Here is an 18162-nt window from a genome sequence, read left to right on the forward strand (position 1 = left end):
GTACTGCCCGTAGTCGCGCGCGGCCACGATCGCCTCAGGCCTGCTGGCCGAGGAACGCCTCGGGCCCCTTCTCGGCCGCCACCGGCTCCATCCAGCCGAACTCGAGGATGTTGCCGTCGGGGTCGGTGAGCTGGCGCTGGTACATGAAGCCGTAGTCGGACGGGGCCTGCGCCTCGGTGCCGCCCGTCGCGAGACCGGCCTCGGCCCGCGCATCCACCTCGTCGCGCGTGTCGAAGAAGATCGCGGTCGAGACCGAGGGGCTCACCGAGGGGTCGCCGATGGGCAGCTCGGTGAAGGTCTGGAAATAGTCGCGGGTGAGCAGCATGAAGGCGCTGTGGTCTTTCTCGATCACGACGCAGGCGGCGTTGTGGTCGCTGAAGAGCGGATTCACGGTGCCGCCGATCGCGGTGTAGAACGCCTTCGCGCGCTCGAGATCGGTGACGGGCAGGTTCACGAAAAGAGAGGTCATGACGTCGATACTTGTAAAAAACAAGTGCGCGGTCAACAATCGATTCTCCGCGGCTCACCTTGCTGGACCTGAGGCGTAACCCGTCGGGGCCGGGCGGAATGCGCATCCGCTCGTCGCTGTTGCACACCCCGTGACCGCACAGAACCCCAAGAACATCGGCTTCCTCTCCTTCGGGCACTGGACGCCGTCGCCCCAGTCGAAGACACGTAGCGCCGCCGACGTGCTGCTGCAGTCGATCGACCTGGCCGTCGCGGCCGAGGAGCTGGGGGCCGACGGCGCCTACTTCCGCGTGCACCACTTCGCGCGCCAGCTCGCCTCGCCGTTCCCGCTGCTCGCCGCGGTCGGCGCCCGCACGTCGACGATCGAGATCGGCACCGGCGTGATCGACATGCGCTACGAGAACTAGCAGTTACTATTACGCAATGACCAATCAGGCGGCAATTTACTGCCGAATCAGCCTCGAAGACGAGGCAGTTCCAAAGGTGGAGACACAAGAGGCTGCGTGCCGTGTGCTGGCAGATGAGCACAAGCTCACCGTGGCCGACAAGCATGTCTATGTTGACAACGGCATCCCGGCTACAGGCAAGACGATCCGCGAGGGAACCCGTAGCAAGCGGCCAGACTTCAACGCACTCTTGCTCGCTGCTGAGAAGGGTGAGTTCTCCACGATCATCGTGGTAGCAGGTGACAGGCTCGCGCGTAACTACCCTGACGGTCTAGACATTGTGAGTGCCTGTGTGGACGGTGACGTTACCCTCCTCACGGCCGACGAGGGAGCGATAGACCCCCGCACCCCTGTAGGTGAAGACCAGGCCATGAATCTCTTCACTGGTGGTCGCAAGGAGATTCGTAAGAGGTCGCTTGCTCAACGTCGCCGGTACGTGGGGGAGCGCCTTGAGGGAATGCCCCTCTGGGGTCGGCGTCCCTTTGGCTGGGATTTCGAGGAGACCAAGAGTCCGAAGAATGGCAAGACCAGCAAGCGACCAATGATCTTGAACGAGAAGGAAGCTGCTGCGATCAGGTGGGCGGTTGAGTACTTCCCCAAGAACGGCAGCACCATCTACGGCGTGATCAAAGAGTGGAACGAAGAGTTCAAGGTCAAGTCCACTGCGGCCGGGTATGCACGCAAGACCCCTGTTGCCGGGAACCTCAAGTTCACTGGTGACTGGACGAACGCTTCTGTGCGTAGCATCCTACGAAACCCCCGGATTGCTGGTCTGGTAGCCGTTGGGGGTGTGGTGCAGGTCGACGCGGAGGGTAATCCCCTCAAGGGCAAGTGGCCGCCCATCGTCACCCCCAAGGAGTGGCAAGACGTAGTAGACAAGCTGGACGATCCCAGCCGACGAACTAACGCCGGGAGGAAGCCACACAGCCTCGGTTCTGGTCTGGTGCTCTGTGTCTGCGGTCTACCCCTGAGGGCCACCACGATTAAGGGAAAGCCGTTGGGGGAGCCTGATAGCCCCCCGGTCAAGCTAGCTGGTCTGCGGTGCGACGTGAACCGTAACCAAGCCCCTAGTCGCGTTGCTGTGAAGCAACACGTATCCATGCGCTCCGACGTTCTAGACCCCATGCTGAGGGCTGAGGTAGCGAGAGCATTCCTGTTTGGGCCAACGAAGATGACGCCCACGGATGCAATCGACTTGAGCGAGCTTGAGGCAGAGGCGAAGGAACTACGCGAGGCAGAAGACAACGCCTCTGACGTGGCGCTCCTCGGGGGCGCATCCGCTACGAAAGCCAAGAAGCTCATTCTTGAGATTCACAAGCGCTTGGACGAGATTGAAGCCATACGGGTGGATGCCGTTTCCAAGAGTGCTCATGCAGCCATGGCGGTTGACGCCCGAACAAAGATGTTCGGCAAGGGCAAGCGGGTTGGTTTCAAAGAAGCTGGCAAGGCTCTGACGGCTCTGAAGGAAAAGTTCGATGAGCTACCCCTGCACCAGCGTAGGGAGCTTGTGAAGTCGCTCCTATACGTAGAAGTGATGCCGGGCCAAGGTGTGAAGGTAGACCCCGAACGACGGGTGATCATTCTGCACCGGGTAGTGCGTACCCTCAACACAGACGAGCAAAACGAATACCTAGCTTCACTCGGATTTTGAGGGTCAGAATTCTTCTTGCCCAGTAAACACAACGATTTTGGTAGCAAGACCCTACGGAAAGGGGAGCAAGCTCGCGTAGCTCCTTGTTGGGTACTGTCGTCACATGACGAAGAAGAAGTTCTACGCACTAGTCAACGATGGAGTTTGGGGAGAGAGCTTCCTCATCGTGGAGCCGACTAAGCCCCAGGGCGCGTTTGCAAGCACTGGCGTGGTTATCGAGAAAATGGCGGGGGACACCTGGACGCTGCGACCGCTCGAACCAGCACCAGATAGGAAGGTACGCCCGATCTACGTTGATCTTTTTGAATCTTCAGAGAAGGCGCTCGCCGCGTACGCGAAATCACCAGAGGCCGAGTCCTCATGAGCCTCAGATCAGAACGGCGGGAGTTCAAGACGCTACAGAAGAGATTCGATAAGCTCTGCCCCTGGCTTCTACCGGCTGTGTACGAGTCTGACGCCGCCTCTTCCTCTCCCGAGTCAATACCGCCTATCTCAGTTGGCTTCCATCTACTTCCGATCGCGGTTGTGCACCTTTGGAAGAGGGAGGGCCACTGGCGTACCAGCCTCATGGTTGACGTTGGAGACGCCGAAGACCACATACTCACGACTGTTGTTATCGGGCCACCGACAGATAACGACCCGGCACCCGTAGTCCTGAGAAGGGCAATGAACTACTACACGAAGTGGGATCAAGAGCACCCCTACGATGTGAACGCAGACTCCATATCGCTTGACCGCTTTCGGGTAAACGACATGCTGCTTCAGATTCCCGCTCTGGGCATCAACTTGATTCCCTAGGCGCTCGCCGCCGTAGACAGTGAAAGACCCCCAGCGGCCTTGTACGGGCTACTGAGGGGCTAAAGGGGGAACTACAGCTTAGGCCTTGGCCGGTGCCCTGGTGATCCTGTAGACCGTGGCAATGCTGATGCCGAGAGCCTTAGCAATGTCGGGCACGCTCTCGCCAGAATCACGGAGTGCCTGAGCTTGCTTGGCCTTCTTGCTGTCGGTCACCTTGGGACGGCCACCAACACGGCCCTGAGCCTTTGCAGAGGCAAGACCGGCTGTCGTGCGCTCGATGATGAATGACCGTTCCATTTCAGCAAAAATGCTCAACATCTGAAGCATTGCCCTGCCGGTGGGAGTGGACGAGTTCAGACCATCCGAAATGCTCTCGATGAAAATACCCTTAGCCGTGAGGTCGGCAATCAGTGAGGCTACGTGAGCCGTGCTACGGCCCAACCTGTCGAGCTTGTACACGACGATGGTGTCTCCCTCCTCAAGGTCGGAGAGCATGCTGTCCAAGGCCGGGCGTGAGGTCTTAGAGCCACTAACACCCTTGTCGGTGTAGCGATCCTTCTTCTTAACCCCGGCCTTGTCCAAGGCGTCGTGCTGCAACGTCTCGTCTTGCTTCCCCATCGAAATTCTTAGGTAGCCTATGCGGGTGCCGGTGGTCGTCGTCATGGCTCAAGTCTCTCATTAACCCGGACGTTTATGCAACTCAATACGCGACGAGTTTTGAGAGAGCGAATGAGGTCAGATAAGTACTCTGTGGAGGGCATTTCGGTACTCTCCGCTTTTCTCACTAGACCATCGTTTTTGATGCACATGTAGAGAACAGGTGTGACAGGTGTTGGAGAAACCCAAGCTGAGCTTGTTGACTCTGCCATGGTTGACCTATGCAAATTGTGGGATTGCGCGTCGAAGCGTTCAAATCGCTCTACAACTTCGAGTGCCGATTGGACCATTTTTCGGTGATCACTGGTCCAAACGGGTCGGGGAAGAGCAACTTCGTAGACGCTCTGTCATTTCTGGGAGACGTTTACCGTCATGGACTTGAGTTCGCGGTAAGTCACTCGGGTGGTTTCGAGAACATCGCGCATAGACGGACCCGCAGAGCGAAAAAAGCCATCCGCTTTAGCATCGAAGTTTCTGTTTCTGGCGAAGACGTTGATCGGTTGCTGAACGACTATCAGATGCACGTCGAGGGGCGTGAGCATATGACCACCGGACGACCTGGGGTCATCTTCAAGCATGATTTTTCAATCAAGACCGCTACGCAGAAGCTGCTCGATGACTTCGAGATAGCCCATGAGTCAGTCCTTGTACTCGATCAGCGCGGAGAAGTCATCTTCCGCATCGACCGCGTAGAGAACCAGGTTCACTCTCTTCGAGGGACAAGCGGCGCATTTCCGGAAGACGAAATTAACTCCTTGATTCGGCCCTTCGGGGATATGAAGTTCGAGGAATCGATGGTGATGCGCGGCATGACCCCCACAAACCTCATGGTTTCGGGCCTCTACTTTGCTAACGTCATTTGGTTGGTAACGTCCCAGCTTTCCCGCATCACGGTCTTTCAGCTGTCACCCCACCTATCGAGGAGTTCAGGAGTGGCAACTCCGAACGCGGCGCTCTCTACCCATGGTGAGAACCTGCCCGGCGCTGCCGATAACTTGCGCCGGCGGGACGAAGACGCCTGGCTTCAGGTCAATTCTGCGATGCGTGCGATCCTTCCGCATCTCACGGAGATTGGGATCGTTCAGACGGAAGACCGCCGCTTGGCCTTGCAGTTTAAGGAGCGCGGCGTTGGCAGAGCCTGGAACGCGAACGAAGTTTCAGACGGAACGATTCAGACTGTCGCGCTTCTCGTAGCGCTATTTGACAGTCGGAATTCGATCCTCATCATTGAGGAGCCAGAGAACGCCGTCCACCCCTGGATACTTCGGCAGTACCTCGACTTATGTTTGTCAATGACGGACCGACAGGTACTCCTAACGACGCACTCTCCTGTACTCCTCAATCATGTAGCTGCTCCCTCAGTCAGCCTGATCTGGATGAACGAAGGTAGAAGCTACCTCAGTCGCCTCATCGACCTCTCTCCTGGGGTTCAACAACAAATCGTTGCGGGTGAGTTGAGCTTGTTTGATGTGTACGACAGCGGCGTGCTCCCGCAAGCTATTCCGCAGGGTTTCAGGGACGATGACTGGGAAGAACTTCTCGAATGAGGGTAGCAATCGTCACTGAGGGACGAAGCGAGGTCGGGAGTATCCCCAAGATCATCCCGCAGCTGAGAACGAGAACGGGCAACGTCGTTCTTGCCCCGATATACGCACCAATTCCTCCGGAGGCATCCGTTGCAGTCATGGTGAGGGCGTGTGTCAAAGCCGTTCGCATCGTGCAATCAAAGAACGCGGACCTAGTTGTCATCGTGCTAGATCGCGAGGGGCGGCAGACCCGGCCTGGTCAGTTGGCTGGCGACATTGAAGCGGGTATTCGGCAGGAAATTAGTTCGCCATCCGTCCGGGTAGTCCTGAAGGATCAGATGTTTGAGAACTGGCTTGTGGCAGACCTTAAGGCACTATCCAGTCAGCGAGCGCGGTTCGAGGTAACCCCGGCTATGGAACGGCTAGTCCAGCCCGATAAGGCCGACCATACTAAGGCAATCAACATACTCAATAGGGCAGTGAAGGACGGCCAATACGAGAAGACTACGGACAGCAAGCGCATTTTGGAGAAGTTCGACGTGGGTCGAGCGGCCCTGCACAGTCGGAGCTTTCGGCACTTCCTACACGTATTAGGGGACTCTGAATTCCAGCACCAGTGTCGTCAGCCAGCCTGACGACGAAGGTTCCCCCGCACACGCCGGGCGAAGGGGCTGACCAGAACCCAGAGTGTGCGGGGCCAACGGGTCACAACTCCCGCTCATCTGACGCGACGACGGCATCAGAATTCTTGTTTGGTGTTCCCTGGGCGCATGACGAAATGAGATTCCAGGGAACACCGGGCGGGAGCTGCTGAGCTTCCCACCATCCAGCGGAGCTAACTCACGTTGGAGTTCTTGTTGGCCGCTAGCCGATCATGAACTAAACCCATGAAGGTTGAGGCTCGTCTACGGTCTTCTCTCGTACTACCGGGCTTCAGTCCTGCCAGCACATCGGAGCAACTTTCGTAACGCTCGCGTGTCTCGAAATCCAGTTCAGCGATTATTGTAGGTCTGGTGATCGGCTTTGGTGCTGCTGGCGCTGGTGGCTCGGGAAAGTGATTTCGCTTCAGTTGAGGTATAAGCGATTCCGGTACAGAGCGACGATGACCGGCAGAGTACGTGAACAGGTCACCAGAGGCGCTAAGGCAGTAGAACGTATCGGGAAGGTTAGGTTCCTGAGACACACGAACGGTTGCGCCTAGAAGACCTTGCAGAGTTTCCTTACGCATCGTCTGGCTTCTTTGAAAGCGCGAGGGATAGCAAGTGTGCGTACGATGCCAGCGGCATGACTGCCAATGCATCGGCCACGCTTCTCCCCTGGCGAGCGCTGATCACAAGTTGCAAAGGCGTACCCTCTGCCTCTGCGGCGGCCTCGGCTTGTTCCAATCCCCTGAGGATGGACTGACCCCGGCCAGCGGTTACCCTTGTCGCCGTGCCAGGAATCTTCAGGTGACTGCCGACTGAGCCGCGCTCGTCACGATCTACCAGGGGAATCTCTCGGCCCAAGGCTCCGGTGAGAAAGCCGCTGACGCTGTTCTTGAAACGAACTGTGACGCTCTGGGGAGTCTCGTTGTTCAACACAACCCCGGCGCTCATCGACGTGCCCCGTTCGCGGCCCACGCTTCGTTGACGGCAGACCAGCTATCGCGTTGCTCGCCGTAAACGTGGTCAAGCGTCTTCAGGGCGTCGGCCTTCTCCTTGCTGTACTCAGGGCCAAACTCTTCCCAGATTGCGGACAGTGCCTTGTGACGCTCTTCCTGTCGTTCTGGTGACCCTGGAAGTGTACGTAGGGCGTCATCGGGCCAGCGGCCACGGTCGGCCTTGACGACGCCGTTTCGGCCAGCCTCCCCCAGCTTCGTGAGCCAGCTTTCATGCGCCGGATATTCGTACGCATCCAAGATGCTCTGCGTCAACTGAAGTTCAGAACCATAGCTTGTGTAGATCGGCGTGCTGAATGCGAGGGCGGATGACTGAATCGCCATGCTCACAAGAAAATGCACCCAATCGCCTGGCTTGAGTTGCTGCTGGTCTATCTCGGTGTCAACTGCGGTGTTTGTGGTCATGCGCTTGCCTTTCCTAGGCTTTCGGCTGCTCTGGATAGCGGTAGAACGTCCTCTTCCGTGAAGCCGTCTTCAAGTAGCTGCGCTATCGCGGTTTGGTAGGCGGTGGAGGTCTTTACGGTCTTCAGCACCGCCATTAGTGCGCTTGCTAGGGCGTCGGCTTGCTTGTCAGATTCCCGCAACTTCTTTTCAAGCTCGTGATCTGGTGCCAGTGCCAACAGGTCGCCAAGCACCCGTCTTTCAGCTACCCCGGCGTCGGTGGCGATACGGGCTGATCCGGTTTCTTCCGCCTGAAGACGAATGGTGCGGTGACTCGCTGCTAGTGCCTGTAGACGACGAACTACACCCTGACGGGACAGGTCTTCCTGTACGTCCTTCTCAGACTTCTTGTCAGCTAGAAGTTGACGACGACGGCGATACAAAGCATCTGTACTGATGCCAGTACTGGCATGTATTTGCATGACATTGGCACCCTCGATTAGCGAGTTCTCGATCTTCTCCCGATCAGGGTGCGTGCTGAGATACACCTGGCCTGTCATGCGCCTAGAAGCCAAGCTAGCGTTGTAGGTTTCATACATATACTATCGTCCTTTGTTGACGAAACCGCTACGAGCGCTACCATCCCGGCCATAGCTGTCCTTAGGCCTGTGGTGGTCACTGGGATTTTCGTGGCGCAAGTGCTCATGCGGCTAGTACGAGTTCGCTGGCTATGCTGTCGGCCCATGTGTCGAATCCTTGGGAGCCGCGTACAGCCGTCCTCCCGAATGCTGCTCTCTCGTACTCTGTCCAGAGCTTCTTATGCTCTAGGGAGCCGGTGGCCGCCTGCCGGAGTATGTCTCCGACCAACAGTGTCCCGGCCTTGATCGAGGTAGGCCAAGGGCCTTGCTTCACAAGATAGCCAGCGGTGTCGTAACGGTCTTCGTAAGGTACGAGCTTCCAGTGCTGGGAACTACTTGATACAGGTACCCCGATTGCCTCAGCCGCGATCTTCCATCGTCGTAGAAGGTCTTCACTGACATGGGTAGCGTCCTGGTCATCGGTGGAAAAAAGAAGAAAGATGTGGAGGTGCGGGTGCCATTGGCCGGTGCTCTCGTTGTAGGTGACCTCAGCCGCTCGTACGTTGTGTAGGAGACCATGACTCTTCTTCTGTCGTGAGAACGATGACGACTTAGAGAGCTTTGACCAGACGAGTTCTAGGTTTCTCCATGCGGTATCAAGATCACTGTCTGTAGGGACAGAGAGAGTCACGAAGGAGGCTGACTCTACGATCTGCGCTACGCGCTGTAGTCGTATACGCCAGGGTCGTAGTTCCCTCTTGGAGCAAGACACACACAAGAAGCTGTTGTGACACGGCTTGGTGTTGAAGGTGTCTAGAGCATGTAGAGGTCTGTAGATGTAACGGCAGTCTCTAACGTTCTTGTTACTGGTGTTCTCGAAGAGATAACTCTTCAGAGAAGCCGTCAGAGACGTTGTACGTGATGAAGATGCTTCCTCTTGATGTATATGAACAGTCCCTTGGTGAGCATCGGCGCTCGCCGGAGGGGAAGAAGATTCTAGATTTTGCGAAGATTCTAGATTTGAACTAGTGTCTTCGTGGGAGAGTGTGTTCTCCTCTGGTAGAGTAGTACTCATTGGTTACTGCGCTTTCAATGTCCGAAGTAGCCGCACACCCCAGCATCGAGTCACGACGATGACTGGGGTTTCCTTTGTGTAGAGCTAGTTCTAGTGTACCCGAATCACAGGATACGAAATTTGTCAAGCTTTCGTAGCTTAAACTAGGTACAGCGCCGGTTCTAAGACAGTTCATTCCTAGGGTGTGGCCGGTGCCGCCTCTGTTCCGATCCGTGAGCCGGGGCTTTCCTAGTCTTTGGAGCGCCGTTGAGTCTCAATTACCTGCACGAGCACCGGGCCGAATTCCAGGCCGTCATTGACCGGGCTGTAAAGGCGTTCGAGCAAGACGCGGAAATGACCATCGAGATTCTGAGTGCGGCCAGCAAGATCAATCAGCGCAAGATCGAGCGGGAAGCGCTGAGCGCCGATCTGAGCGCCTGAGAAATGATCTGAATCCGTATGCCCATATTTGCCGGGATTGCGGGCGAGAAGGGGTGTCGGTGGCCGTTGCGTAATTGATAAAGCGAGAACCCGTTCTACATGGCGGAGGACGCGGGCTCCGCCGACCTCATCTCGGGCGGCCGACTGCAGCTCGGCATCAGCCGGGGATCACCCGAGCAGGTCATCGAGGGCTACCGCTACTTCGGCTACCAGCCCGGTGAGGGACAGGACGACGCCGACCTCGCCCGCGAGCACACCAGGGTCTTCCTCGAACTGCTGAAGGGGGAGGGCTTCGCCCAGCCGAACCCGCGGCCGATGTTCCCGAACCCGCCGGGGCTGCTGCGCCTCGAGCCGCACTCCGAGGGTCTCCGTGAGCGCATCTGGTGGGGCGCGGCGTCGAACGCGACCGCGCGCTGGGCGGCCGAGCTCGGCATGAACCTGCAGTCCTCGACCCTCAAGGTCGACGAGACGGGGCAGCCGTTCCACGTGCAGCAGGCCGAGCAGATCCGCGAGTTCCGGGCGGCGTGGGCGGAGGCGGGCCACGACTTCCAGCCGCGGGTCTCGGTCAGCCGCAGCATCTTCGCGATCACGAACGACCTCGACCGCGCCTACTTCGGGGGCGGCGGCGACAGCGAGGACCAGATCGGCAACATCGACGCGAGCATGCGCGCCATCTTCGGCCGCAGCTACGCCGCCGAGCCCGAGCGCCTCGTCGAGCAGCTCGCGAAGGACGAGGCGATCGCCGAGGCCGACACCCTGCTGCTCACGGTGCCGAACCAGCTCGGCGTCGAGTACAACGCTCACGTGATCGACGCGATTCTCACGGAGGTGGCTCCGGCCCTCGGCTGGCGCTGATCCGGCGGCGGTGAGGAACCCCGGGCCCGTCGTCGAGGCCCGGGTCGGCGACGGATGCTCGGCCTAGTGCCCGCGCGCGATCCACTCCTCGCGGTGCGGGGCCTCCGCGCCGATCGTCGTGGCGTCGCCGTGGCCGGTGCGCACGACGGTGTCCGCCGGGAGCACGAGCAGCTTCGTCGTGATCGAGTCGATGATCGTCGGGAAGTCGCTGAAGGAGCGGCCGGTCGCGCCCGGCCCACCCTGGAAGAGCGTGTCCCCGGTGAAGACCGTGCCGAGGGCGGGGACCGAGATGCACACGGCGCCGGGGGAGTGGCCGGGGGTGTGCCGCACCTCGAGCTCGACCCCGGCCACGCTGAAGGTCTGGCCGTCGGCGAGGGGGAGGGGTGCGTCGGCGTCTGCGTGGACGGCGGCCCAGAGCATCCGGTCGCCCTCGTGCAGGTGGAGCGACGCGCCGGTCGCCGCCTGCAGCTCGGCCGCGGCGTCGATGTGGTCGTCGTGGCCGTGGGTCAGTAGGATCGCGCGCACGGTGCGCCGCCCGACGGCCTCGAGGATGGCGCCGGCGTCGTGGGCGGCGTCGATGATGACGCACTCGGAGTCGTCGCCGACGATCCAGACGTTGTTGTCGACCTCCCACGTCCCGCCGTCGAGGCTGAAGGTGCCGTGGGTGACGACCCGGTCGATGCGAGCGGCGGGGCCGGCCGAGCCGAGGGCGCCCATCAGAGCACCACCACCGAGCGCAGTACGTCGCCGGTCGCCATCCGATCGAAGGCCTGCTCGATCTCATCGATGCGGATGCGCTCGCTGACGAACTCGTCGAGCGGGAGTCGCCCCTGCAGGAAGAGATCGGTCAGCATCGGGAAGTCGCGCTCGGGGAGGCAGTCGCCGTACCAGCTCGACTTCAGCGATCCGCCGCGCCCGAAGACGTCGAGCAGCGGGATCGACAGGGTCATCTCGGGCGTCGGCACCCCGACGAGCACGACCGTGCCCGCGAGGTCGCGGGCGTAGAACGCCTGCCGCCAGGTCTCGGGCCGGCCCACCGCGTCGATGACGACGTCGGCGCCGAACCCGCCGGTCAGCGCCTGCACGGCGGCGACCACGCCGTCCTCGTCGAGGCCGCTGGAGTCGATGCTGTGCGTCGCCCCGAGCCGCTCGGCCGCCGTCAGCTTCTTGGGGTCGCGGTCGATCGCGATGATCGTGCCGGCGCCCGCGAGGGCCGAACCGACGACGGCGGCGGTGCCGACGCCCCCGCAGCCGATCACGGCCACCGAGTCGCCGCGCCCGACGTTGCCGGTGTTCATCGCGGCCCCGAGTCCCGCCATGATGCCGCAGCCCAGCAGGCCCTCGGCGGCGGGGTCGGCGGCCGGGTCGACCTTCGTGCACTGCTTCGCGTGCACCAGGGTCTTCTCGGCGAAGGCGCCGATGCCGAGCGCGGGGCTCAGCTCGGTGCCGTCCTCGAGGGACATCTTCTGCGTCGCGTTGAAGGTGTTGAAGCAGTACCAGGGCTCGGCGCGCACGCAGGCGCGGCACTCGCCGCAGACGGCCCGCCAGTTCAGTACCACGAAGTCGCCGACCGCGACGTGGGTCACGCCCTCGCCGATCGCGCTCACGCGGCCGGCGGCCTCGTGTCCGAGGAGGTAGGGGAAGTCGTCGCCGATGCCGCCCTCGCGGTAGTGGTAATCGGTGTGGCAGACGCCGCAGGTCTCGATGTCGACGACGGCCTCGCCGGGGCCGGGGTCGGGCACGACGATGCGCGTGAGCTCGACGGGCGCGCCCTTGCTCCGGGCGATGACGCCGGTCACGGTGGTGGGCACGGAGGCTCCTTCGGGTCGGCGGGCGGATCGGCTCTCACCCTACCCGCGCCCCGGTCGGCCTCGTGATTCTCAGCCTCCTCTGAGCTGGATTGACTTGGCAAGGAGGCTCGGATCTGCATAATTGTTCGTAGTTGAGTCGATGCGGCTCAACTCCATGATTCGAGAGGAGATTGATCGTTATGGCTATGACCTTTGACCCTTTCAGCGAGTTCGACCGACTCGCCTCGAACCTGCTGCAGTCGCGTCCCGGGCCGCGCGTGATGCCCGTCGACCTCTACCGCGACGCCGATCGCTACGTGCTGAACGCCGACCTGCCGGGCGTCGACCCGGGTTCGGTCGACGTCGACGTCGACGGGCAGCTGCTGACCATCCGGGCGCAGCGTACCGCCGGCACCGCCGAGGGGGCCAAGTGGCTCGCCCAGGAGCGACCGGCCGGCAGCTACCTGCGCCAGTTCAGCATCGGGGAGGGCGTGGACACAGCCGGCATCTCGGCGAGCTACGACAACGGGGTGCTGAGCGTCGTCATCCCGGTCAGCGAGCGCGCGAAGCCGCGCAAGATCGCGGTGCAGAGCTCGGGGGCGGATGCGCGTTCCGCCGACGAGCCGCAGAAGACGCTCACCAGCTGAGCGCTCCCGGCGCCGAATCGTCACGGGGCCGTCCGACTCGATCGGGCGGCCCCGTCCGCTGCTCCCACACGGAAAATCCTTCCGCTCCGTGCCGCCGGCGCGGTAGAACGGGACGATGAGCGATGCGATCTCTCCGCGGGAGTTCCGGCAGTCCGAGGGCACGGGGGACTGGCGGGTGGTCGGCGACGGCGCCCGGGCCCTGTTCCGCACCGGCTCGTTCGCGACCGGTGCCGCCCTGGTGGCCGCGATCGCCGAGCTGGCCGACGCGGCCGATCACCACCCCGACGTCGACCTGCGCTACGGCGCCGTCGCGGTGCGGCTGATCAGCCACGACGTCGGAGACATCAGCCGGCGCGATCTGGCGCTGGCCCGCGCGATCTCGGCCGCGGCCGCGGAACAGGGCGTCGGAGCCGACCCCACGGCCGTGCAGAGCCTGCAGATCGCGATCGACGCCGTCGACGTGGCGGCGGTGCGGCGGTTCTGGCAGGCGGTGCTCGGCCACGATCCGGTCGACGACGCCGATCTCAGCGATCCACTGGGGGTCCTCCCCAACGTCTGGATCCAGCAGATCGACGCCGTGCGCCCCGAGCGCAACACGGTGCACCTCGACCTCTACGTGCCCACCGACGTCGTCGAGGAACGCCTCGCGGCCGCCCTCGCCGCGGGAGGCCGCGTCGTCAACGACGAGAACGCTCCGGAGTGGTGGACGCTCGCCGACCCCGAGGGGAACGAGGTCGACCTCGCCCCCTGGCGCGACGACAGCCCCTGGTCGTAGGGGCCGAGGTGACGGGTGGCTAGACCCCGACGCGGCGGAAGGCGTCGAGGCTGATGCCCGCGTCCAGCACGACCTTCGCCCACTCCCGCGCCGTGTGCAGCGAGTGGTCGCGGTAGTTGCCGCACTCCAGGGCCGACACCGCCGGGATGTCCGACTCGACGGCCTCGTCGGCGATGAACCGCAGGCTCGAGGTCAGCGCCGCGACCACGTCGGCCACCTCGGGCTCGCCCCACATCAGCAGGTGGAAGCCGGTGCGGCAGCCGAACGGGGAGATGTCGATCACCCCGTCGATGCGGTCGCGCAGCAGCCCGGCGAGCATGTGCTCGAGGGTGTGGATGCCCGCGGTCGGGATCTCCTGCATGTTCGGCTGCGTCAGCCGCACGTCGAAGTTCGTGATGGTTCCGCCGCCCGGACCGTGCTCGACGCCGATGCGGCGCACGTACGGCGCCAGCACGGCGGTGTGGTCCAGGGTGAAGCTCTCGATCTCGGCCATCAGGTCCTCCTCGTGAACGCGTCGAGGCGTTCGATCATCTCGTGCAGTGTCCGGTCGTCGGTGACGAGTCCGATGCGGATGTGCCCGGCGCCCCGGGGGCCGAAGCCGTCACCCGGGGCGACGGCGATCCGCGCCTCGGTGCGGAGCCGGTCGGCGAAGGCGACCGCGTCGGGAGCCTCACCCGTGGTCGCCGGGAGGCGCACCCACACGAAGAACGTACCCTCCGGAGCCTCCACGTTCCAGCCGATCCGCCGGAGGCCCTCGACGACGAGGTCGCGTCGCCGCTGGTACACGCCGATCAACTCCCGGGCCGCGTCCTGCGAGCCGTCGAGCGCGGCGGCGGCCGCCTCCTGCGAGGCCCCGAACATCGTGCTGAAGGCGGCGGCCTGGTAGTGCCGCATGGCCGCGATCAGTGAGGCGTTCCCGGCTGCGAAACCCACCCGCCAGCCCGCCATGCTGTAGGTCTTCGAGAGCGTCTGGGTCTCGACCGTGACCGTGTGCCCGACATCGACGGCGAGCGCCGAGAGGGGCCGCCGGCCGTCGTAGCCGAGTGAGGCGTAGGCGAAGTCGTGCACGAAGGCGGCGCCGGTGCGCAGCGAGAACGCGACGGCCTCCTCGAACGCGCCCCGGGTCGCGAGAGCGCCCGTGGGGTTGTTCGGGTAGTTCAGCATCAGCAGCGCCGCGTGCTCGAGATCGGCGACCGCCCGGAAGTCGGGCTGGTAGGCCGGCTCGACCAGCGGCAGCGGCACGATCCGCCCGCCCGCGAGCTCAGCCGCGGAGGCGTACATCGGGTACCCGGGGTCGGGCAGCACGAGCGTCTCCCCGGGGTCGACGCGGGAGAGCACGGCCGCCATGACGGCCTCGTGCGACCCGTGGAACACCGCGACCTCCGCCTCCGGGTCGATCCTCACGCCGTGGTCGTCGAGGTAGCGCCGCGCCACGGCGTGCCGGAAGGACTCCCGCGCCCGGTACGCGGGGTAGCGGTGGTTCATCGGCCGCGCGACCTCGCGCTGCATCGCGGCGACGATGTGCTCGGGTGTCGGGAGGTCGGGGTTGCCCTTGGAGACGTCGATCATCCGCGGCCCGGGTTCGGCGGACAGCCGGAGGATCTCCCGGTCCATCTCGCCCCAGAAGTTGGCGGGCAGCGCCCTGACCCGTGCCGCCGGCTCGAAGTGGACCATGCTCAGCGCCTCCGGTAGCGGCGGGCGACGACCGTGCCGAGCAGCTGGATGCCCTGCACCAGCACGATCAGGGTCACCACCGTGATCACCATCGCGAAGCCGTCGTAGCGCTGGTAGCCGTAGGAGAGGGCCAGGTCGCCGATGCCGCCCGCGCCGACGGTGCCGGCCATCGCCGTCGCGTCGAGCAGCCCGACCGACGCGATCGTGACCGCCAGGATGAGCGATCCGCGGGCCTCGGGCAGCATGAACCGCCAGAACACCTGCAGCGGTGAGGCACCCATCGAGCGGGCGGCCTCGATCACTCCACGGGGGACCTCGAGCAGCGAGTTCTCCACAAGTCGTCCGATGTAGGGCGCGATCATCACTGTGAGGGGCACGATGGCTGCCCAGACGCCGATGCTGGTGCCCACCAGCAGGCGCGTGAACGGGAGGATGGCGACGAGCAGGATGATGAACGGAAGCGAGCGGATGAGGTTCACCACGACCGCGAGCCCGAGGCTGATCGGCCGGTTCTCGAGCACCCCGCCTGCGCGGGTGAGCGCGAGCACGGCCCCGATGATCACGCCGAGCACCGAGCCGAGCACGAGCGAGACGCCCAGCATCTGCAGGGTTTCGCCGAGCGCCTTGAGGAACAGCTCGGGGGTGATCAGGGTCCACTTCTCGTCGTTCACGCGCGCACCTCCTCGATCTGCACGACCCGCTCGGCGAGGAAGGCGCGGGCGGCCGCGACCTTCTCGGCGGGGCCGGTCACCTTGACGATCATCTGACCGACGGTGTGCTCCTGGATGGAGGTCATGTCGGCGTGCAGCATGTTCACCGCGACACCGAAGCCGGTGATGAGGTCCGAGAGCAGCGGCTGGGTCACCTCGTCGTCGACGAGGAGCATCCGCCACAGTCCCTCCGAGCCGAGGTGCTCGACCACGCGCGCCGGCAGTCCCTGCGGCACGACGGTGGTGACGAAGTCGCGGGTGATCGGCGAGCGCGGCCGCAGGAAGGTGTCGAGCACCGGCCCCTGCTCGACGATCTCGCCGTCGGCCATCACGGCCACCTGGTCGGCGAGGTCCTTGATGACGTCCATCTCATGGGTGACCACGAGCACCGTCGTTCCGTACTCGCGGTTGACGTTCCGCAGCAGCTCGATGATCTGCGCGGTCGTCGTCGGGTCGAGGGCGCTCGTCGCCTCGTCCGAGAGCAGGATGCGCGGGTTCCGCACGAGGGCACGGGCGATGCCCACCCGCTGCTTCTGTCCGCCCGAGAGCTCGCCCGCGAAGCTCCCGGCCTTGCCGGAGAGTCCGACGAAGTCGAGCACCTCCTCGGCCCGGGCGCGGGCCTGGTCGGCTGTGACGCCGTCGAGCCGCAGCGGCATGGCGACGTTGTCGCGCACCCGCACGGTGTCGAGCAGGTTGAACTGCTGGAAGATCATCCCGGTGCGCTTCTGGGCGGTGCGCAGCTGCCGGCCGCGCAAGGCGCCCATGTCGACGCCGTCGACGAGCACCCGGCCTGAGCTCGGCCGTTCCAGGCCGTTGACGAGACGGATGAGCGTCGACTTGCCGGCACCGCTGTAGCCGATCACGCCGAACACGGTGCCGGGCGGCACCTCCAACTGCACGTCGCGGAGCGCGGAGGTCGTCGTCTTCCGGTCGGGGGAGAAGCTCTTCGAGACGCCCTCGAAGACGATTCCGCCCCCGAGGCCGCCGGCCTCGAGCCCGACGGCCCCGGCGCCCGCCGGCGATCCGCTCAATTGAACCATTCGGGCAGGTTGTACCCGTCGTACTGCGGGTCGGAGGTGACGAAGTCGATGAACTCCGGCGACTCGTAGGCCTTCTTGATCGCCTGCGCCCAGTCGGTGTCGACGTCGGAATCCCGCACCGTCACCACGTTCGAGAACTCGATCGGCTGGTCCTCGACAGCCAGGGCGTCGTCGTAGTCGAGGCCGCCGGCGATGATGAAGTTGCCCTGGATGGTGGCGTAGTCGACGTCCTGCAGCGCCGGAACCTGCTGTGCGTTCTCGATCGCGGTGATCTGGAGGTCGTGCGGGTTGTCGGTGATGATCGATAGGTCGGCCGTGTTGGGGTCGTCGACGTCGTCGAAGCCGATCAGCCCGGCGTCGCGCAGGATGAGCAGGCCGCGGTACAGGTTCGACGGGGCGTTCGGCACCGTGACCGTCGCGCCCTGCTTCACGTCGTCGAGCGACGTCGACTTGCCTCCGAACAGGGCCATCCGCGGGGTCGGCACCTGCACGAGCGCCACGTTGCTGAGACCCTCCTGCGCGTTGACGAAGTCCATGTAGACCGGGTGCTGGATGATGTTGGCGTCGATCTCGCCCTCCGAGACGGCCACGTTCGTGACGATCCCGTCGGTGAAGTCCTGCTCCTGGACGCTGTAGCCCTCCGACTCCAGGATGGGCAGGATGCCTCCGTCGAACATCTCCTTGTAGGGGCCCGGGTTGAAGCCGATCGCGATGTCGGTCTTCTCGGCGGCGCCGGTGCTCTTGGCGGGCTCGCTGCCGCTCGAGCCGCTGCTGCACGCGGTCGTGCCGATCAGCAGTGCGGCGGTGGCCGCCCCCAGGAGTGCGAATCGAACGGCTTTCATGATGACCTCTTCTGCGGCGTACGGCAGCCGCGGAGCAAGGCTAGCCAGCGGGTAAGCGCCTGCCGAACTCGGCCGGTCACATATCGCAACAGTCCATCGGCGACCTGCTCCGCGACACGCCGACGGGTCGGTGCGGGCGGCGTTTAGACTTGGACCCCACGCCGAGACAGCC

20 protein-coding genes and 2 pseudogenes are annotated in these 18162 nt (G+C 63.4%); 10 read left to right on the forward strand and 12 right to left on the reverse strand.

Going from position 1 to position 18162, the window contains the following annotated elements; translation table 11 throughout:
* Nucleotides 1-34: 34 nt before the first annotated feature.
* Nucleotides 35-469, reverse strand: coding sequence for a VOC family protein (locus HQQ85_RS02085; protein WP_173180848.1), 435 nt, complete (start codon nt 467-469; stop codon nt 35-37).
* A 130-nt stretch (nt 470-599) separates the two neighbouring features.
* On the opposite strand from HQQ85_RS02085, the pseudogene HQQ85_RS02090 reads away from it, so the two are divergent.
* The 4 genes and pseudogenes from HQQ85_RS02090 to HQQ85_RS02105 all read left to right on the forward strand — a co-directional run.
* Nucleotides 600-872: pseudogene (locus HQQ85_RS02090) on the forward strand (LLM class flavin-dependent oxidoreductase); the annotation flags it as partial.
* Nucleotides 873-891: 19 nt separating this feature from the next.
* Nucleotides 892-2565 (forward strand): recombinase family protein, encoded by a 1674-nt coding sequence (locus HQQ85_RS02095; RefSeq protein WP_173180849.1) that lies wholly within the window; start codon nt 892-894, stop codon nt 2563-2565.
* 103 nt (nt 2566-2668) lie between these two features.
* Nucleotides 2669-2929 (forward strand): hypothetical protein, encoded by a 261-nt coding sequence (locus tag HQQ85_RS02100; protein ID WP_173180850.1) that lies wholly within the window; start codon nt 2669-2671, stop codon nt 2927-2929.
* Nucleotides 2926-3363, forward strand: a complete 438-nt coding sequence (locus tag HQQ85_RS02105; protein WP_173180851.1) for a hypothetical protein — start codon at nt 2926-2928, stop codon at nt 3361-3363. Before HQQ85_RS02100 ends, HQQ85_RS02105 begins: the two co-directional genes overlap by 4 nt.
* Nucleotides 3364-3441: 78 nt before the next feature.
* Here the strand turns inward: HQQ85_RS02105 and HQQ85_RS02110 are convergent, their stop codons facing one another.
* Nucleotides 3442-4026, reverse strand: a complete 585-nt coding sequence (locus HQQ85_RS02110; RefSeq protein WP_173180852.1) for a recombinase family protein — start codon at nt 4024-4026, stop codon at nt 3442-3444.
* Nucleotides 4027-4241: 215 nt separating this feature from the next.
* Between HQQ85_RS02110 and HQQ85_RS02115 the strand changes: the two genes are divergently transcribed.
* On the forward strand, nt 4242-5567 hold the full coding sequence (locus HQQ85_RS02115) for an AAA family ATPase (RefSeq protein WP_173180853.1): 1326 nt from the start codon (nt 4242-4244) through the stop codon (nt 5565-5567).
* Complete coding sequence (locus tag HQQ85_RS21540; protein ID WP_173180854.1) at nt 5564-6181, forward strand: DUF4276 family protein; 618 nt, start codon at nt 5564-5566, stop codon at nt 6179-6181. Before HQQ85_RS02115 ends, HQQ85_RS21540 begins: the two co-directional genes overlap by 4 nt.
* 956 nt (nt 6182-7137) lie before the next feature.
* Here the strand turns inward: HQQ85_RS21540 and HQQ85_RS02125 are convergent.
* The 3 genes from HQQ85_RS02125 to HQQ85_RS21545 form a co-directional block, all read right to left on the reverse strand.
* Nucleotides 7138-7608, reverse strand: a complete 471-nt coding sequence (locus tag HQQ85_RS02125) for a hypothetical protein (RefSeq protein ID WP_173180855.1) — start codon at nt 7606-7608, stop codon at nt 7138-7140.
* Complete coding sequence (locus tag HQQ85_RS02130) at nt 7605-8183, reverse strand: hypothetical protein (protein ID WP_173180856.1); 579 nt, start codon at nt 8181-8183, stop codon at nt 7605-7607. The genes HQQ85_RS02125 and HQQ85_RS02130 overlap by 4 nt, the downstream gene beginning before the upstream one ends.
* Nucleotides 8184-8286: 103 nt before the next feature.
* Nucleotides 8287-9237, reverse strand: coding sequence for a protein rep (locus HQQ85_RS21545; protein ID WP_371741726.1), 951 nt, complete (start codon nt 9235-9237; stop codon nt 8287-8289).
* Nucleotides 9238-9483: 246 nt separating this feature from the next.
* Between HQQ85_RS21545 and HQQ85_RS02140 the strand changes: the two genes are divergently transcribed.
* Nucleotides 9484-9657 carry a hypothetical protein gene (locus tag HQQ85_RS02140; protein ID WP_173180858.1) on the forward strand — a complete coding sequence of 58 codons (174 nt, stop codon included), beginning with the start codon at nt 9484-9486 and terminating at the stop codon, nt 9655-9657.
* 84 nt (nt 9658-9741) lie between these two features.
* A pseudogene (locus HQQ85_RS02145) lies at nt 9742-10512 on the forward strand (LLM class flavin-dependent oxidoreductase); the annotation flags it as partial.
* 63 nt (nt 10513-10575) lie between these two features.
* Here HQQ85_RS02145 and HQQ85_RS02150 read toward each other — a convergent pair.
* Both HQQ85_RS02150 and HQQ85_RS02155 read right to left on the reverse strand, forming a co-directional pair.
* Entirely contained in the window at nt 10576-11229 is a 654-nt protein-coding gene (locus tag HQQ85_RS02150; protein WP_173180859.1) for an MBL fold metallo-hydrolase, read from the reverse strand.
* Nucleotides 11229-12323 carry an S-(hydroxymethyl)mycothiol dehydrogenase gene (locus HQQ85_RS02155; protein WP_173180860.1) on the reverse strand — a complete coding sequence of 365 codons (1095 nt, stop codon included), beginning with the start codon at nt 12321-12323 and terminating at the stop codon, nt 11229-11231. Before HQQ85_RS02155 ends, HQQ85_RS02150 begins: the two co-directional genes overlap by 1 nt.
* A gap of 179 nt (nt 12324-12502) precedes the next feature.
* On the opposite strand from HQQ85_RS02155, the gene HQQ85_RS02160 reads away from it, so the two are divergent.
* Both HQQ85_RS02160 and HQQ85_RS02165 read left to right on the forward strand, forming a co-directional pair.
* The gene (locus HQQ85_RS02160; protein WP_173180861.1) at nt 12503-12949 is read left to right on the forward strand and encodes an Hsp20/alpha crystallin family protein; all 447 of its coding nucleotides are present in this window, start codon (nt 12503-12505) and stop codon (nt 12947-12949) included.
* A gap of 115 nt (nt 12950-13064) precedes the next feature.
* On the forward strand, nt 13065-13724 hold the full coding sequence (locus tag HQQ85_RS02165; protein WP_173180862.1) for a VOC family protein: 660 nt from the start codon (nt 13065-13067) through the stop codon (nt 13722-13724).
* Nucleotides 13725-13743: 19 nt separating this feature from the next.
* Here HQQ85_RS02165 and HQQ85_RS02170 read toward each other — a convergent pair whose 3' ends face one another.
* Genes HQQ85_RS02170 through HQQ85_RS02190 form a run of 5 tightly spaced genes read right to left on the reverse strand, consistent with a single transcriptional unit; the run spans nt 13744 to nt 17990 of the window.
* Nucleotides 13744-14217, reverse strand: coding sequence for an S-ribosylhomocysteine lyase (locus HQQ85_RS02170; RefSeq protein WP_173180863.1), 474 nt, complete (start codon nt 14215-14217; stop codon nt 13744-13746).
* Nucleotides 14217-15398 carry an aminotransferase class I/II-fold pyridoxal phosphate-dependent enzyme gene (locus HQQ85_RS02175; RefSeq protein ID WP_173180864.1) on the reverse strand — a complete coding sequence of 394 codons (1182 nt, stop codon included), beginning with the start codon at nt 15396-15398 and terminating at the stop codon, nt 14217-14219. The genes HQQ85_RS02170 and HQQ85_RS02175 overlap by 1 nt, the downstream gene beginning before the upstream one ends.
* Nucleotides 15399-15400: 2 nt before the next feature.
* Entirely contained in the window at nt 15401-16069 is a 669-nt protein-coding gene (locus HQQ85_RS02180) for a methionine ABC transporter permease (RefSeq protein ID WP_216851405.1), read from the reverse strand.
* Complete coding sequence (locus tag HQQ85_RS02185) at nt 16066-17148, reverse strand: methionine ABC transporter ATP-binding protein (protein WP_173180865.1); 1083 nt, start codon at nt 17146-17148, stop codon at nt 16066-16068. Before HQQ85_RS02185 ends, HQQ85_RS02180 begins: the two co-directional genes overlap by 4 nt.
* Nucleotides 17136-17990, reverse strand: coding sequence for a MetQ/NlpA family ABC transporter substrate-binding protein (locus tag HQQ85_RS02190; RefSeq protein WP_173180866.1), 855 nt, complete (start codon nt 17988-17990; stop codon nt 17136-17138). Before HQQ85_RS02190 ends, HQQ85_RS02185 begins: the two co-directional genes overlap by 13 nt.
* Nucleotides 17991-18162 lie beyond the last annotated feature (172 nt).

The sequence above is a fragment of the Herbiconiux sp. VKM Ac-2851 genome (assembly GCF_013205105.1).
Classification (GTDB): Bacteria; Actinomycetota; Actinomycetes; order Actinomycetales; family Microbacteriaceae; genus Herbiconiux; species Herbiconiux flava.